We start from the raw sequence: 15,425 nt of genomic DNA, 5'->3' as shown, positions 1-15,425 counted from the left end.
TAAACCAGAAATTTTTAATTTTCTATTTTTAACTCGGTATTTCTCTATTCTTCAATTTAAAAAAGCGCCTATAAGTGCTTTTTTGGTTTTTCTATTAAAGAATTTCATAAAAGCTTTTTGATGTATTTTTTATTACAATTATTAAAAATATCAAAGACAAGAGTGAATTATGTTTCAAGAGGGGAAAATCAAAACCTATCACGAAGCACGTGGTTTTGGTTTTATTCAAATCGAAGGGGAATCTAAAGACTTATTTTTTCACATTAAAGACTTTCCCAATCAAAATATTCCACTAAAAATTGGGGAAAAATTAAAGTTTTTAATGGTTGAAGATAATGGAAAGTTTAAGGCAGACCATATTGTCCGGCTGGATATTAAATCAAAATTGGTTATTAAGCAGAATAATGATTTATATGAAGATCCTGAAGTACATGTTTCTCCACGTTATGAAAAGACAAAATCATCAACTCGATCCAAACTAATCACAATATCGGGACTAATTATTATTGCGATTCTTGTTGGGCTTGTTTATAACAAATACCAAAGCTACCAAGTTCAAAAACAGCAGAAGCTTGAACAACTGATGGTAGAGCAGCAACGAATCGTAGTTGAGCAGCGAGCGGCACAAGGTGATTTAGCTATGGAGGGATTATCTGAGCAGGGCAGAAAGAACCTCGAAAATCGCGGTACTGAGGTACCAAGCCAAAGTAACCCGGTTAATCTGAAAACTCCAGAAACGGCTTCGCCATCTGTGTCTCAATTTAAATGTGATGGAAGAGAACATTGTAGCCAGATGGGTTCTTATGAGGAGGCATTATTTTTCGTTCATAACTGTCCCAATACTAAAATGGATGGTGATGGCGATGGTGAACCCTGTGAAAATGATTCACGATGGTAATAAAAAAGCACCTTAAGGTGCTTTTTGATTGAAAAAAAAATTTAAGCTTCACAGAAATTCATAAAGGCTCTCAGGCCTGGCCCCTGATATTTCTGGCGATGTACCAGCATAAACAATGGACGCGTTAAAGACCAGAACGGAGTATTGAGAATCACCAGTTGACCTTTCTCGCGTAAAGGCTCAATCGCAAGTTTGGAAATACAGGACATGCCGATTCCGCCTGCTACGATTTTCAAAATTGCTTCATTATGGCCAAGTGTCAGACGGATATTGGCATCCGGCACATCTTTCAAAATGGCATTGTCGAATACTTCGCGAGTACCTGAACCTTCTTCGCGCAGAATCCACTCTACAGATTTGAAATCTTCCGCGGTCAGCTCACGGTTCAATTGCGCTAGGGGATGATCCGGTGCACAGCACACCGCGAGCTCATCATCGCGCCAATGGATACATTGCAGTTGTGGCAGATGACAGGAGCCTTCGATCAAGGCCAGATCTAGCTGGAACTGATTCACCGCTTCAATCATTTGACGGGTATTACCAACTTGCAGCTGTAAATGCGCTTGAGGCTGAATTTTTAGAAAATCGGCCATCAGGTCAGGAATCAGGTAATCTGAAATGGTCAGGGTTGCACCTAAACGTAAATCGATACTTTGAAGCTCACCTTTCGCAACCTGTTCAAAAGATTCGCATCGACCTAAAATTTCCAGCGCTTGAGGGAGAAGAAAGCGCCCTAGGTCATTGAGCTGTAAACGTTTGCCTAGACGGTCAAATAATGGAGCACCCAGACCATCTTCCAGATCTGCTAAAGCCATACTAGCCGCACTTTGAGTAAGTTTGACGGCATCGCTAGCCTTCGTTACGGTACCCTCTTGTGCCACTGCTACAAAAACAGCCAATTGGCGTAAAGTCATGCGCATGAGTAGAGCCTTAACATTTAAAAAATATTAATAAATTATATTGCCATGCTACCATGAGCACAGTCTTTCATGCCACGTTGAAATCATGTCAATTGAAAAATTTAGCCAAGAAAAAGTTTTATCTGTACACCGCTGGACCAATACATTATTCAGTTTCACCATGACACGCCCGGCACACTTCAAATTCACTGCGGGGCAATTTGCGCGTATTGGCCTGCAAGTGGGAGATGAACTAGTGGTTCGTGCCTATTCGGTGGTGTCATCTCCTTTTGATGAAACTCTGGAGTTTTTTTCGATTGTGGTTCCAGAAGGTAAATTTACCTCCAATTTACAGCACCTTAAAGTAGGGGATGAGCTGTTTCTGGAAAAAATTCCGTATGGTTATCTGACGCTGGCCCGTTATCAGTTGCCCTTGCCCAAAGACTTGTGGTTACTGGGCACTGGAACTGGTCTGGCACCGTTTCTGTGTATGTTGCAAGACTTTGAAACCTGGAGCAAATACGAAAAAATCAATCTGGTATATAGCGTGCGTAGCCGGGCTGAACTCGCTTATGTGGAACGGATTCAGGAAATTGCCGAAACCTTTGGCGAAGGACATAGCGGATTTAAATTTATTCCGATTATTACCCGTGAGCCTGATGCACCTTTGCACGACCGCTTACCGGTGCTGATTGCCAATGGCGAGCTGGAAAAAGCCGCAGGTATGCAGCTCAATCCGCAAACCACCCATGTCATGCTTTGCGGTAACCCGGAAATGGTCGATGATACCAAAGAAGCCTTAAAAGCCCGTGGCCTGATCATGAACCGGCGTGGTGAAGGCAATATTGCAGTCGAGAATTATTGGTAAGTCTGAATTGCTGATTGTCAAAAGCTCATCCTTGGATGAGCTTTTTTATCTGCAAGGTGAATAATGACAGCTTAGTGCAGAATCTTGTTCAGGAATTGCTGGGCACGCTCACCACGCGCTGTATTAAAGAAATCATCTTTACTGCAATCTTCCACAATTTTTCCCTGATCCATAAAGATGACCCGGTTGGCAACCTGTCGGGCAAAGCCCATTTCGTGGGTGACACACATCATGGTCATGCCTTCTTTGGCCAGACCGACCATGACATCGAGAACCTCATTAATCATTTCAGGGTCAAGCGCAGAAGTTGGTTCATCAAACAACATGGCAATCGGATCCATGCTCAGCGCACGAGCAATCGCGACACGTTGCTGTTGTCCGCCAGAAAGTTGTGCCGGGAATTTATTGGCCTGTGCACTTAAGCCGACCCGATCCAGATAGGCAAGCCCTTTCTGTTTGGCTTCGGCTTCAGAACGACCCAATACCTTGATCTGGGCAATGCTCAGATTTTCAGTAATACTGAGATGCGGGAACAATTCAAAATGCTGAAACACCATGCCCACGCGACTTCTTAGTTTATTTAAATTGGTTTTCGGATCATTAATTTTAATTCCATCGACCAGAATACTGCCTTGCTGAACAGGTTCCAGACCATTGACAGTTTTAATCAGGGTGGATTTTCCTGAACCAGAAGGACCACAAACCACCACCACTTCACCTTGCCGAATCTGGGTGGTGCAGTCGGTCAGTACCTGAAAATCTTTATACCATTTACTGACATGCTGGAGGTCAATCATGACTTTGGCTTCGTTCATACAGTTAACCTCTGCTGTAATTTTTTAACAATATAGGTGGCGATCATACTGATGGTGAAATAGACCAAACCGGCAAAAATAATATATTGGGTGAGTAAGCCCATCAGGTCACCACGCACATAATTGGTGCGAAAAAAGTCCAACAGGCCAATTGCATACACCATGGTGGAATCCTGAAACAAAATAATGGTCTGTTGTAATAATAGCGGTGTCATTTTGCGAAAGGCCTGAGGCAGTACAATCAGGCGCATGGACTGGCCATAGCTCATGCCGAGGGCAGAGGCCGCATCTGTTTGTCCCTTAGGAATAGACTGGATTCCGGCACGGACAATTTCGGAAAAATAGGCGGCTTCAAACAGCATAAAAGCCACAATACTGGACACCAGTGCCGTATCCACGGTCAGATATTTTCCAGTCACCCCAGTATAGATAAAAGGCACAGCGAAGTAGAACCACATCAGTACCAACAGCAGGGGAATTGAACGGAACAGGTTGACATAACCCTTGGCAATCCAGTTCAACACCTTGATTGAAGACAGCCGCATCAATGCCAGTAAGGTGCCAATAAAGACCCCGCCAATGGTGGCAAAAAATAAGACTTTTAAAGTAATGCTCAGACCATGCCATAGGGCAGGTGCGGATAATTGTAAATCCTGAAAAAATGCAGTGAACCATTCCATTATTTAGTCCCCGCAATCAGACCGGGCACCTGAAGGCGCTTTTCCAGAAAGTTCATCAAGCCAATCAGGCAGACATTGATCAGGATAAAAATCAGGGTGACATAGGTGTAAATCTCAATGGTATTTTGCGTATATTCGCTGATGGTTTTCATCTGGGAAATGAGTTCCGCAACCCCGACCAGTGAGGCCACCGAGGTGTTCTTGACACAGTTGGTCAGTTCAGAACTTAAGGGGGGTAAGATCATGCGAAAAGACTGCGGTAAAATCACATAGCGATATAATTGTGTGGTGCTAAACCCCACGGCATAGCCGGCATTGATCTGCCCGGGTGGAATGGCTTCAATCCCGGTACGCACCTGCTCACAAACCCGCGCTGCGGTAAACAGTCCCAAACCAATACTGGCTGAAATCAGCGCCGTGGTATTGGCTCCCAGATCATTGATCCACCAGCTTTGAATGCTGTTCGGCAGAAAATTCGGAACCACATAGAACCAGATAAATAACTGGATCAGTAAAGGCACATTCCGAAAAATGGTGACATAAGCACTACCAATCGCCCGGGCCGTTGGGCTGGACAAGGTGCGCATGATGCCCAGCAGGCTACCCAAGAGCATGGCAATCGACCAGGCTACAATCGCAATGACCGCTAACCAGCCGAGGCCAGTCATGATCCAGTTGAGATAGGTGCTATCACCAATCCCGGTCGGTTGTAATAAGACACCCCAATTCCAGCTGTAATTCATGATCACTCCAAAATGGGCTTAAACAGATGATGCTTAAGCAGATGAATAAGATTCAGAATCTATTGATCGCGGTCATGCGGGGTGCTGATCAGGGCCTTCAAGTCATCAGACATGGCAAAGTTCAGATTGATATTTTTCGGTGGAATCGGCGACTGGAACCATTTCTGGTACATGCTATTGATTTCACCGGAGCTATATGTGGCTTTAATCGCGTCATCTACCACCTGCTTAAATTCGGGGTCTCCCTTACGTAACATACAGCCATAGATTTCATTGATGGGCGCTGTACCCACAATGTGCCATTGTTGCGGATTTTTAGCCTTGGATTTTTCTCCCGCCAGTAAAATGTCATCCATCATAAATGCAGCAGCACGGCCACTTTGCAGCATTAAAAAGGATTCTGCATGGTCTTTGGTCGAAATAATTTCACCAAGGCCCAATTCTTTTTCATGCTGACGAATATAGCGTTCCGATGTGGTGCCGGCAGTGGTCACCAGTTTTTTGCCTTTCAGATCGCTAAAATCTTGAATACCAGAATTGGTTGCGGTTAATAGACGGGAACCTACTTGAAAAAAGCCAACAGAGAAATCGACCTGTTGCTGGCGTTCCTTATTATTCGTCGTCGAGCCACATTCCAGATCAACCGTACCGTTGGAGACCAGTGGAATCCGGTTCTGGCTGGTCACCAGGTTGTAGCGGATTTTTAAATCAGGAAGATTCAGCTTTTGTTTGACGGCTTCGACCACTTTTAGTTGCAGGTCATGGGCATAGCCGACCGGCTGATTCGGATTGTCAGCGATATAAGAAAATGGAATCGAGGAGTCACGATAACCTAATACAATCGTGCCGGACTGTTTGATCTTATTGAGCGTGCCAGAAGTATTCTGGCTGCCTTGCTGATTGCTTGGTGCCTGATTATCACTACAGGCACTCAGTCCCAAGGTCAGGGCACTGGCACACAGCAGCGTAGCGAATTGAGTCTTTGCTTTCATCGTGAAACTCCATTTTTCATTTTCAATTATTATGAGTACGCCCGTTTTCAGGCGCTGCTAAGACAATATTCTGATTATTGCTATAAAGTCTAAGTATTCGTTTATATTCATCTTAGTTGATGATTCAAGCATGACTCAAGCTGAATTTATTGCTGAAATGTTACTGAATCAGAAAAGGAAATCTGCGAGATGCTCAAAGGAATGCAAATAAATAAAGAGATTGAACTACAAGCATAAGAAAGAAAAAGTCATAAAAAAACCTCCAAACTGGAGGTTTTTTTATCGGTTCAAGCTTAATGCACAAACATATCCATCGATTCACGAATTTCTTGAATGGCCGTTTCGACATCGGAACTGAGCCAGGTCGGTTCAAAGAATCCAGCGTAATGCTCAAGACGATCCGCAGGGACGACTAAGCGTACCGGACAATCCTCTTCCAATAAACGCCATGGAATAATTGGCACTTCATTGTCAAGCCATGCTGTTACATCTCGGATATCGATAATCATTGCGTTGACACAGTCCGGGAAAGGCATCACGGAAAACTCTTCAGTACGACGACGGAAATACTCCAGGTCTTGCCAGCGCAGTGCAAAACTCGGTTTACTGAATTCGATAATCCCGATCAGATGCTGATCGCGAGTATGATGCAAAGTGCATTGGTGGGTGACATCAGTGTCAAGATCCAACGATACACTTTGTTGACGATACGCCATAGAGCTCGATGAAATAAAAAAATGAGGGACACATTATAGCCCATTTTATAGAAACTGAGCAGTGCTATTGTTTAGCGCAAATTTTAGTGTTGGTTCTGCCCTGAGGTCGCGTACTGAAGCTCTTGAATTTCAAAGGACTGCATACCACTCAGGCAACTCAAGCAAACTGGGATTGGAAAAGAATGGAGAAGCTAAACCTCATTATCAGATTGATTATAGAGCCTTTTTCTTTTCTGATACGCTTTATATAGCTCTATAAGAAGGTTTAAGCGAATAGTGTTGCAATTATTCAAGCGATTAGATGTGTTGATCTGCCAGTAATTTTCTATGTCATTCACATGAGGGGAAAATGAATAGCAGGATAATACTGAGTTAAACCCATTCACCATCAACCAGTAGCGATCAGTGAATTAAAAATGAGCACGATTGCTTAAAGATTATTCTAAATATTATTCATACATATAACTTACATCCCGTCACCATCTCACCATGTTTTGTCACAGAAGCTGTTTTAACTGCTTGTTATGCTAAAAATCTACTTATGAATAACAAAGAGTGAGGATGGTTATGGTCGATGATTTCAATAAAAAACCACCTTTAGATCATCAGACAGCAGTGACGCAAAAAAAGCGTATTCCTGTTTATATCTTGATTTTGGTAGGTATCTTTTTACTGGCATTACTGTTCTATATGTTTGCTGACATGAATCCAGACGCAAATGATGCACCTGCTGGACATCCAAACCCTAATGTACAACCTGCGACACCAAACAATACGACTCCAGTCGGTGAACCTACAGAAGCTACTGCAACGCTAGGTGATGGAACAGAAGCAACAGCAACTGCGACAGATGATGCACAGGCGGCTCGATAACTCAGACATATATCAAAAGCTCTAGTGAAACCACTGGGGCTTTTTTGCAATATATTGTGATGTTTAAGCTAATGATAGTTAGCTGGTTTAAATCTAAAAACATCAAATCTGAAGGTGAATCCGAAAGAAGAAGGGGCTGAATGTTTCAAGGATAGGCTCCCGATTTCAGATAAATAGCTTAATAACAAAGAGGGTAAAACAACATGAATGATTATATGAGAAGTCCGCGTGGCGGCTTCGACGCCATGTATTATTGGGATCAGTTTCATCCCATTCTGAGTGCAATTGCCATATTAGTCATTGGTTGGATCATTGCATTACTGGTTTCGGCAGCAGTCAAGAAAGTCTTGCAAAAACTTGGAACCAATACACACTTAAATACGGCAACAGGCCATCGCTCTAATATCGAAAGTATTATTGCCCGGGTGGTGTTCTGGATTATTCTGATTATTGCCGTAATTGGTTCACTGAATGTACTCAACCTGACCAGTATCAGTGGTCCTTTCAGTAATATGATTCAGCAATTCCTGTTATTTATCCCGCAGTTACTAGGTGCAATTGCAGTCGGATTCATAGGATGGATTGTCGCCAACCTGGTGAAAATAGGGCTACAAAAGCTACTTGACCGAACCCAACTAGACGAAAAACTCAGTGCTGAAGTGGGTGTCAGTCCCATTAGTCAGAACATCAGTGAAATTGCTTACTGGTTAATTTTATTACTGTTCTTGCCAATCGTACTGTCTATTCTGGGACTCAACGGTCTGTTGTTACCAGTTCAGAATATGCTGACTGATGTCGTAAGCTACTTACCAAATATCTTTATTGCTGCAGTGATCATTTTTGTCGGTTATATTCTGGCAAAAATTGTTCGCGGTATTGTTGAAGGCCTATTAAACAGTCTGAATGTACAACAACAAGCTGAAAAAGTAGGTATTTTCAAAAATTCCAATGTGGCACAGGTGATTGGTTCATTCATCTTCGCTGTCGTGATCATTACTGCATTGATTATTGCTTTTGAAGCATTGGGTGTCGAAGCGATTTCTCAGCCTGCCACGGCGATGCTGTATGAAATCATGAATGCCATTCCGAATATTATTGCTGCTGCCTTAATTCTGATTCTGGCTTATGTGGTCTCTAAACTGGTCGCACGTCTGGTGGTTGAAGTGGTATCGGGTACAGGTGTTGATGAAATTCCTGCCAAACTGGATGTACAGCGTTTTTTAGGCACCACTAAACTTTCGAGTGTGGTCGGTTATCTGATCGTATTGTTCACCATGTTATTTGCAGTGTCCGAAGCAGCAGACCGTCTCGGCTTTGAACAGGTGAGCGGCCTGATTGCGATGTTTATTTACTTCGGCGCCAACATCTTGCTCGGTGCCGTGATTCTGGTGATCGGTTTCTGGCTGGCAAATATTGTCGCGAACATCGTACAACGCGGTGAATATAACAGCTCACGCTGGTTAGCGAATCTGGTGCGTGTCCTGATTATGGGCTTGGTCGTTGCCATGGGTCTACGTGCCATGGGTATTGCCGACTCGATTGTGAACCTGGCATTTGGTTTAACGCTGGGTGCTGTCGCAGTAGCATTTGCTCTGGCTTTTGGTCTGGGTGGTCGTCAGCCTGCGGAGCGAGTTTTAACAGATCTGATTGATAAAGCAAAACGCGAAGCCAAAGAACCGAATCCAGTCAAAGATCAAGCTGAAAACAGCATATTTTCAGGATTAGGTACTCAGAGTACTTCAAGTACAACGGACATGGCAGGCACGACAGGTGCAGCGATGGGGATGGGTTCTACAGATACATCAATGGGACAATACTCCGACCGTTCACAAAACATGACCGGTACTGCTGATTCTTCAACCACTACGCCAGGAGCAGGTATTGTGCCAAATCAAGATTCAGACGCAGAGGGTACTACGCCAATGAGTACGGACTTATCGCATACCACACCGGCAATCCTCACCACTGCACCGCAGGATGATGAATCATTGGGTATTGATCCGGATGCGGATCAAGCCGTACCTGATTCAGTAAAAGTCGATCCGACTCATCCGCCAGTCAATAATCCATTTGGTTCAACCGGAGAAAAAGAGCCTGATGTAGATCTTAATCATTCCACTCAGAAAAAAGATGACCTGAAATAACCTGTCATTTTTAACCAAAATCGGCCACGCTCATGTGGTCGATTTTTTTCAGTCACGAGGAAAAATAAATGAATAGCAAGAAACCCAACAAAGTTCTGGCTCCTTTGGTTATCGCGGGAATTACCATTGGCTTTTTTACCGCGGCCTATCGATTTATTTTTGTGAAGAGCAAACAGGACGAGCAGTCAGAGCGAGCGCTGGATAGGAAAATACCTGATACAGACGAATTTAACTGAAAGAATTCTGCTGAATAACAAACAATAGAATTTGGCCTTTAAGAAATATATAATATTCAGGTGAATACTAAAATGATTTTGGTATTCTTCTTGCATTAAAAATATAAAAAAGGGAGATCAACATCATGTGGCAAACACTATCATATACATTCAAGAACACTTCAGCAGATGAAGCACCGCTATATTTGCGAGAAGCCACTCGAAAAATGCAGCTGACGATTGACCGTTTAGGAAATACGGCCAATCTCAAGCTGTTTAAGACAGATTATCTGGAATGAACTAAATATCAGTCTTGATGATCTATTGATTAAACATATTCCGATGCGGCATGCGCGGATGACCATGCCCATTGGAAATTATAGCCGCCCAAATGCCCGGTAACATCCAGCACCTCACCAATAAAATACAGGCCTTTCTGCTTTTGACTTTCCATGGTTTTTGAAGAAACCTCGCTGGTATCCACACCACCCAAAGTCACTTCCGCAGTACGGTAGCCTTCTGTTCCGGATGGTTTCACTTCAAAACCATGCAGCCGTGTCGCAATCTGCTCCAGTTGATTATCACTGATATTGCCAATTGGGTTTTCTGCGACGTCAGTCCAGATTAGACCCTGTAATTCAGCCACGACACTTTTCGGTAAAAATTCATTGAGTAAAGTGCGCAATAACACTTTGGGCTGGCTTTGTTTTTTGGTTTTAAAGAAATCCAGCAAATCTACACTTGGTAAGAAATCGACTTGAAAGCTTTGACCGACATTCCAGTAATTGGACAATTGCAGGGAGCTTGGGCCACTTAAACCACGATGGGTAAACAGCAGTGCTTCGGTGAAACTGTTGAGCTCATTGGAGAGTGTCGCTTCTACGGCATTACCACTCAAACGAGTCGTCACCTCCTTAAATCCATCAGAGAAAGTGAAGGGCACCAAACCGGCACGGGTTGGATAAACATGATGTCCAAACTGTTTTGCGATATCATAGCCAATGCCCGAACCGCCCAGCGTCGGGATGGACAAGCCGCCGGATGCCACTACTACAGATTCAACCTCAAAATATCCAAGTGATGTAGCGACTTGAAATCCTTGATCATCGACCGGATTGACTGCCTTTACTTCGCAGCTGGTTTTAAGATCGACCAGACCGGTCTTGTCACATTCTGCCAACAGCATCGACAGAATATCTTTTGCACCATTGAGGGTAAACAGTTGTCCATGTTTGCGCTCTTCATAAGCAATACCATATTCACAGACCAGGCCAATAAAGTCCCAATTGCTATAACGCGTTAATGCTGAAATGACGAAATGTGGATTATGCGAAATATAATGGCTTGGTTCGACCTCCAGATTGGTAAAATTACATTTACCGCCGCCAGACATCAGGATTTTTTTGCCAACTTTATTGGCTTTTTCCACCACTACGACTTTACGTCCACGTTGTGCAGCCATATACGCCGTCATTAAACCTGAAGCACCGGCACCTATGACGAGAACATCGTATTGCTTGGAAGACATAAAACACTCGAGGGAGAACAAAAGGAAAGCATTATAGACAATTTTATTTCCGCTTTCTCTATTCCTGAACAATCAACAGGCTGATTGCCAATCCGTATTAGAGTTTAAACATAAAATATTTGTAAGTCGGCTTAAAATCATGCATAGTTTTTGTACAGTTTTACAAAAATCACAATAATAAGGCAGGGCTTATGGCAACGTCAGAGGATCTAAAACAATACAACCTGATCAGTTATATTCTTTATATTCTGGGGTTTTTTCTGGGTGTGACCCCATTTATAGCCATTATCATGAACTATATTAAACGTGATGAAATGCGCGGCACCTGGCTGGAAAGTCATGTGGACTGGCAAATTAAAACCTTCTGGGTCAGTTTGCTGGGTTATATTGTTGGTGGCTTATTAACTATGATCTTGATCGGATTTCTAATCATATTTTTGGTCTTTATCTGGCATATCTACCGCTTGGTCAAAGGGATGATTGCGCTGAATAATAATCAACCGATTCAGGCTTAAGCAATTGTAGAAGTAGTATCCATGTTACGGCCTTGCAACCCACCGCTATGAATCACCAGCAGTCTAGATCCTGCTGGGAAATAATCTTTTTCAATCAAATCAAAGATGCCCATCAACATTTTAGCGGTATAGACCTGCTCTAGTGGAATGGCAAATTCGGTTTCAAAATCCCGAATAAACTGCATGAGGGCTGTGCTGGTTTTGGCATAGCCGCCACAGCAATAATCATCCAGAATAGTCCAGTTGGTTTTGCTGGTTAGTTGCGCGACTTCATCTTTTAAAAATGAGCCTTGCAGCGCTGAAAATCCTAAAACCTGCTGATGCGCCTGACTGGCTTCGATCAGACCGGTGATGGTTCCACCAGTGCCTACTGCGCAGCAAACCACATCAAATTGAGCATCTTGCGGGCTTAAAATTTCCCGACAGCCCTGAATGGCCAAAGCGTTGGTTCCACCTTCAGGAATGAGATAATGCTCAGGAAATTGTTGTGCGATTTCGGCCAGATACTCAGGCTGTTGCTTGCGACGATAGTGTTCACGACTGACAAAATGTAGCTGCATCCCCAACTGCCGTGCGGTGGCTAAAGTCGGATTGAGTGGCCGATGGGCCAGCTCCTCACCCCGAATAATCCCCACACTTTGAAAACCAAACTGCTGTGCGGCAAATGCAGTGGCCGCAATATGATTGGAATACGCACCACCAAAGCTGAGAATCTGCCGATAACCCTGTCTTTGTGCTTCCAGAAAATTGTATTTCAGTTTAAAAAACTTGTTGCCTGAAATTTGCGGATGTACCAGATCCAGACGACGTATTGTTAAAATAATATCGTGAAAATTAATCTGTTGATCGGGAATATTTTGGGCAATCTCTGCAAACATAAAAATTAACACAGTCAGTTATTCGGCCATTATAGCGAAAGCAGTAAAGATCAGGGATTGAGAATAAGTCATTTTCAGGCATGAGATAAAAAATTGACGCAGAATGTCACAAATATTTTGCTGATTATTTAAGCAGGAATGCTAATCTAAGCATAGGAAACCCTTGAGGAGGGTAGAATAATGAAAATATTGTCCTATGCTGTTTTGGTTGGTGTAATGCTCAGTTTGTCGGGTTGTGATGATGCGATGAATAAACCTAAAACAGAGACCCGTACCATGATTATTGGTGGTGTACCGGTACATGATCAGGATTACCAACTGTTAGACACGCAATTTATTGCTCAGGATCAGTTAAAACAGTAAGTCATTACAGTAACTAAAATTCCTGACCAATACTGAAATTTTTAAAGCAAATCATCCGGTTTTTGCTTAAAATAATCCTTCAATTTTTAAGTCAGGTTATCTCGTGGAATCATTCTGGATTTTAGGCTCAATTGCTGTTGCCCTGATGTTAGGTGCAATGAGTCCCGGGCCGACTTCTATTTATGTGGCAAAAAATTCAATTGCGATTTCACGTAAACATGGTTTATTTACTGCACTGGGAACTGGTCTAGGTGCAGCAATTTTCGGTTTGCTGGCAGTACTGGGTTTGCAGGCATTTTTGCTGGCTGTGCCGTCGGCTTATCTGGCCTTAAAAATTTGTGGGGGTCTATATTTACTTTGGCTGGCTTTTAAAATTATTAAGCATGCCAAAGATCCGATTGAGGCAGATTCGAGCATTACCAAACAGATGTCTTTACGTCGCGCTTTTACCACAGGTTTAATCACGCAGTTGTCGAATCCAAAAATTGCGATTGTGCTGGCCAGTATTTTTACCGCCTTATTACCAAAAGAAATTCCGAACTATTTCTATTTTGCTTTGCCCATTTTATGTTTTTTTATTGATGCTGGCTGGTGCTCACTGGTGGCTGTCGCACTTTCTGCTGAAAAGCCACGCCGTGTATATTTAAAGTTTAAGGCATTGTTTGACCGTGCAGCAGGTGCGGTGATGACCGTGCTCGGATTAAAACTTATTTTCGGAATGAAATAGTTTCAACAGTTGAAGTCCTCATCCTTGGAAAGTGATCATTCTTACTAGCTTTCCAAGGGACGGCTAATCATTTGAAATTAATCTTTAAAATGTACGGGAATCCATTGATAGCTTTTAACATCTTTAGAATAGACATGCCCAATTCCCGGAAATGGTAAATGTGGTGCTGCCACCGTCTGGCCATTCTTTGCATATTCCGCAAAATACTTTAAGCGGGTTTCAACCGCTTTTTTCGGATCGATATCAAAATCTATAGCAGTCTGTGGACGATCAAACTGAATGGTATGGGAATGTACAATATCCCCAATAAATATCATTTCCTGACCTTGTGATTTTAAGCTAAAACCAAAATGTCCCAGTGTATGCCCAGCTGAACTGATCACCTCAAAACCATGGATTTTATCGCTAGCCTTAAAGGTCTTTAACTGACCTTTGGCCTGATAAGGTGCGATGGCTTTCTTGATTTTATCGACTGTACCCAAAAAACCGGCCTGTTTTGCTTTTGGTAATTTTTCTACACTTTTAGGATTCATCCAGAAATCCAGTTCGGCTCGCGATACATAAATATTCGCATTGGCAAAATTGGCAACGCCGTTATTACTGATGCCGCAAACATGATCAGGATGTAAATGCGTTAATAAGATCGTATTGACTTGCTCAGGCTTTTGTCCAGATGCCTGTAAATTTGAATAAATAGACCCAAAGTTTGGCCCATTACAGCTAGAAGCACCGCTATCCACCAAGACCAGTTCTTTGCCTGTATTTACCAGGAAAGCATTGACGGAGGTCTGGATGCCTTTGCTTTGGTCAACATAATATTTTTTTAAAATCTGATTCACTTCTGCTTCAGGAATATCCTTAAACAAGGCTTTGGCTAAATAATTGGTGCCATCCAGCAGGGCAGTAATCTGGTAATCTCCAAAGCTGTATTGATAATATCCGGGAACCTGTTTTTGTTGTTCTAAAGTGGAAGGCGTTTGTGCGTGTGTTGGGGAATACCTGCCAATGAACCTAAAGCAAGGAGTGATCCGACAAGAGAAGAGCTGAGGTATTTCATGGCTATTCTTATGTAATTAAAGTCAACTCTATGTATTAGCATGGATATTGATAAAAAAGAATATGAATATATTTACTATTTTTTTAAATCGAAATGGCGATTTAGCATCTGTACTAAAAATTCAGTGTGAATCTGTATATTGATTTTTTGAAAGTAAAGAATGTGTTTTTTGTAAAAATATTATTATAAATAAAATGCTTAGATGTATTTCACTTTTTATTAAAAGCTCGTTAACATAGGGTATTACGAACAAGCTTTGGGTGTCGCGATGAGTTTTTGGAAAAGAAAAAACAATGCCAGCTTTGTATTTTTCATTATTACCTTATATTCACTACTTGGTTTTGGACTGGGCTATGTGATTTGGGAATTTGTGTTGCAAGGCTAAGTGACCCAGCAATAAAAAAGCCTCTAGAGATAGAGGCTTTTTTATGATCGTATGAAGGTTTTATTATGAGATTTTCTAGAAAAAACATTAATAACCATCAAAGTATATTTCCTATTTACTTTTGTCAGG

General features: G+C 42.4%; 17 protein-coding genes and 1 pseudogene. 9 read left to right on the top strand and 9 right to left on the bottom strand.

Annotated features, from left to right (window positions below):
• Nucleotides 1-169 precede the first annotated feature (169 nt).
• Nucleotides 170-898 carry a cold shock domain-containing protein gene (locus LOZ91_RS12795; protein ID WP_244783333.1) on the top strand — a complete coding sequence of 243 codons (729 nt, stop codon included), beginning with the start codon at nt 170-172 and terminating at the stop codon, nt 896-898.
• 41 nt (nt 899-939) lie between these two features.
• Here the strand turns inward: LOZ91_RS12795 and gigC are convergent, their stop codons facing one another.
• A complete protein-coding gene (gene gigC, locus LOZ91_RS12790) occupies nt 940-1,818 on the bottom strand; it encodes a LysR family transcriptional regulator GigC (protein ID WP_005169640.1) in 879 nt (292 codons plus the stop codon).
• An 85-nt stretch (nt 1,819-1,903) separates the two neighbouring features.
• On the opposite strand from gigC, the gene LOZ91_RS12785 reads away from it, so the two are divergent.
• The gene (locus LOZ91_RS12785; protein WP_100329147.1) at nt 1,904-2,665 is read left to right on the top strand and encodes a ferredoxin--NADP reductase; all 762 of its coding nucleotides are present in this window, start codon (nt 1,904-1,906) and stop codon (nt 2,663-2,665) included.
• 71 nt (nt 2,666-2,736) lie between these two features.
• Here the strand turns inward: LOZ91_RS12785 and LOZ91_RS12780 are convergent, their stop codons facing one another.
• From LOZ91_RS12780 to LOZ91_RS12760, 5 genes are all read right to left on the bottom strand, one after another.
• Nucleotides 2,737-3,462 carry an amino acid ABC transporter ATP-binding protein gene (locus LOZ91_RS12780; RefSeq protein WP_171063342.1) on the bottom strand — a complete coding sequence of 242 codons (726 nt, stop codon included), beginning with the start codon at nt 3,460-3,462 and terminating at the stop codon, nt 2,737-2,739.
• 14 nt (nt 3,463-3,476) lie between these two features.
• Nucleotides 3,477-4,160: an ABC transporter permease subunit gene (locus LOZ91_RS12775; RefSeq protein ID WP_005169642.1), complete on the bottom strand. Its 684-nt coding sequence runs from the start codon at nt 4,158-4,160 to the stop codon at nt 3,477-3,479.
• Nucleotides 4,160-4,903 (bottom strand): amino acid ABC transporter permease, encoded by a 744-nt coding sequence (locus tag LOZ91_RS12770; protein ID WP_244783332.1) that lies wholly within the window; start codon nt 4,901-4,903, stop codon nt 4,160-4,162. The genes LOZ91_RS12775 and LOZ91_RS12770 overlap by 1 nt, the downstream gene beginning before the upstream one ends.
• A 59-nt stretch (nt 4,904-4,962) precedes the next feature.
• Complete coding sequence (locus tag LOZ91_RS12765; protein WP_005097894.1) at nt 4,963-5,895, bottom strand: transporter substrate-binding domain-containing protein; 933 nt, start codon at nt 5,893-5,895, stop codon at nt 4,963-4,965.
• Nucleotides 5,896-6,188: 293 nt separating this feature from the next.
• On the bottom strand, nt 6,189-6,611 hold the full coding sequence (locus LOZ91_RS12760) for a hypothetical protein (protein WP_005097893.1): 423 nt from the start codon (nt 6,609-6,611) through the stop codon (nt 6,189-6,191).
• Nucleotides 6,612-7,178: 567 nt separating this feature from the next.
• Between LOZ91_RS12760 and LOZ91_RS12755 the strand changes: the two genes are divergently transcribed.
• The 4 genes from LOZ91_RS12755 (at nt 7,179) to LOZ91_RS12740 (ending at nt 10,142) form a co-directional block, all read left to right on the top strand.
• Entirely contained in the window at nt 7,179-7,484 is a 306-nt protein-coding gene (locus LOZ91_RS12755) for a hypothetical protein (protein WP_005097890.1), read from the top strand.
• 203 nt (nt 7,485-7,687) lie between these two features.
• Nucleotides 7,688-9,628: a mechanosensitive ion channel gene (locus LOZ91_RS12750; RefSeq protein ID WP_244783331.1), complete on the top strand. Its 1,941-nt coding sequence runs from the start codon at nt 7,688-7,690 to the stop codon at nt 9,626-9,628.
• Nucleotides 9,629-9,696: 68 nt separating this feature from the next.
• Nucleotides 9,697-9,864 carry a hypothetical protein gene (locus tag LOZ91_RS12745; protein ID WP_005097883.1) on the top strand — a complete coding sequence of 56 codons (168 nt, stop codon included), beginning with the start codon at nt 9,697-9,699 and terminating at the stop codon, nt 9,862-9,864.
• Nucleotides 9,865-9,989: 125 nt separating this feature from the next.
• Nucleotides 9,990-10,142 (top strand): hypothetical protein, encoded by a 153-nt coding sequence (locus tag LOZ91_RS12740; protein WP_167381268.1) that lies wholly within the window; start codon nt 9,990-9,992, stop codon nt 10,140-10,142.
• Nucleotides 10,143-10,171: 29 nt separating this feature from the next.
• On the opposite strand, the gene LOZ91_RS12735 is transcribed toward LOZ91_RS12740, so the two are convergent.
• Nucleotides 10,172-11,371, bottom strand: coding sequence for an NAD(P)/FAD-dependent oxidoreductase (locus LOZ91_RS12735; RefSeq protein WP_100358011.1), 1,200 nt, complete (start codon nt 11,369-11,371; stop codon nt 10,172-10,174).
• A gap of 191 nt (nt 11,372-11,562) precedes the next feature.
• Here LOZ91_RS12735 and LOZ91_RS12730 point away from each other — a divergent pair, with 191 nt between their 5' ends.
• The gene (locus LOZ91_RS12730) at nt 11,563-11,886 is read left to right on the top strand and encodes a hypothetical protein (protein ID WP_005169649.1); all 324 of its coding nucleotides are present in this window, start codon (nt 11,563-11,565) and stop codon (nt 11,884-11,886) included.
• Here the strand turns inward: LOZ91_RS12730 and LOZ91_RS12725 are convergent.
• The gene (locus tag LOZ91_RS12725) at nt 11,883-12,764 is read right to left on the bottom strand and encodes a pyridoxal-phosphate dependent enzyme (protein ID WP_100534917.1); all 882 of its coding nucleotides are present in this window, start codon (nt 12,762-12,764) and stop codon (nt 11,883-11,885) included. The two genes, LOZ91_RS12730 and LOZ91_RS12725, sit on opposite strands and share 4 nt — an antisense overlap.
• A gap of 180 nt (nt 12,765-12,944) precedes the next feature.
• Here LOZ91_RS12725 and LOZ91_RS12720 point away from each other — a divergent pair, with 180 nt between their 5' ends.
• The gene (locus LOZ91_RS12720) at nt 12,945-13,127 is read left to right on the top strand and encodes an NF038215 family lipoprotein (protein ID WP_005169654.1); all 183 of its coding nucleotides are present in this window, start codon (nt 12,945-12,947) and stop codon (nt 13,125-13,127) included.
• Between the two features lie 103 nt (nt 13,128-13,230).
• The gene (locus tag LOZ91_RS12715) at nt 13,231-13,854 is read left to right on the top strand and encodes a LysE family translocator (protein ID WP_005097872.1); all 624 of its coding nucleotides are present in this window, start codon (nt 13,231-13,233) and stop codon (nt 13,852-13,854) included.
• Between the two features lie 77 nt (nt 13,855-13,931).
• Here the strand turns inward: LOZ91_RS12715 and LOZ91_RS12710 are convergent.
• Nucleotides 13,932-14,911 (bottom strand): annotated as a pseudogene (locus LOZ91_RS12710) (MBL fold metallo-hydrolase).
• Nucleotides 14,912-15,425 lie beyond the last annotated feature (514 nt).

Origin of the sequence: Acinetobacter sp. F-1, from assembly GCF_022869025.1 — a bacterium.
GTDB lineage: Bacteria > Pseudomonadota > Gammaproteobacteria > Pseudomonadales > Moraxellaceae > Acinetobacter > Acinetobacter pseudolwoffii.
This window is presented reverse-complemented; position numbering and strand designations above follow the sequence as displayed.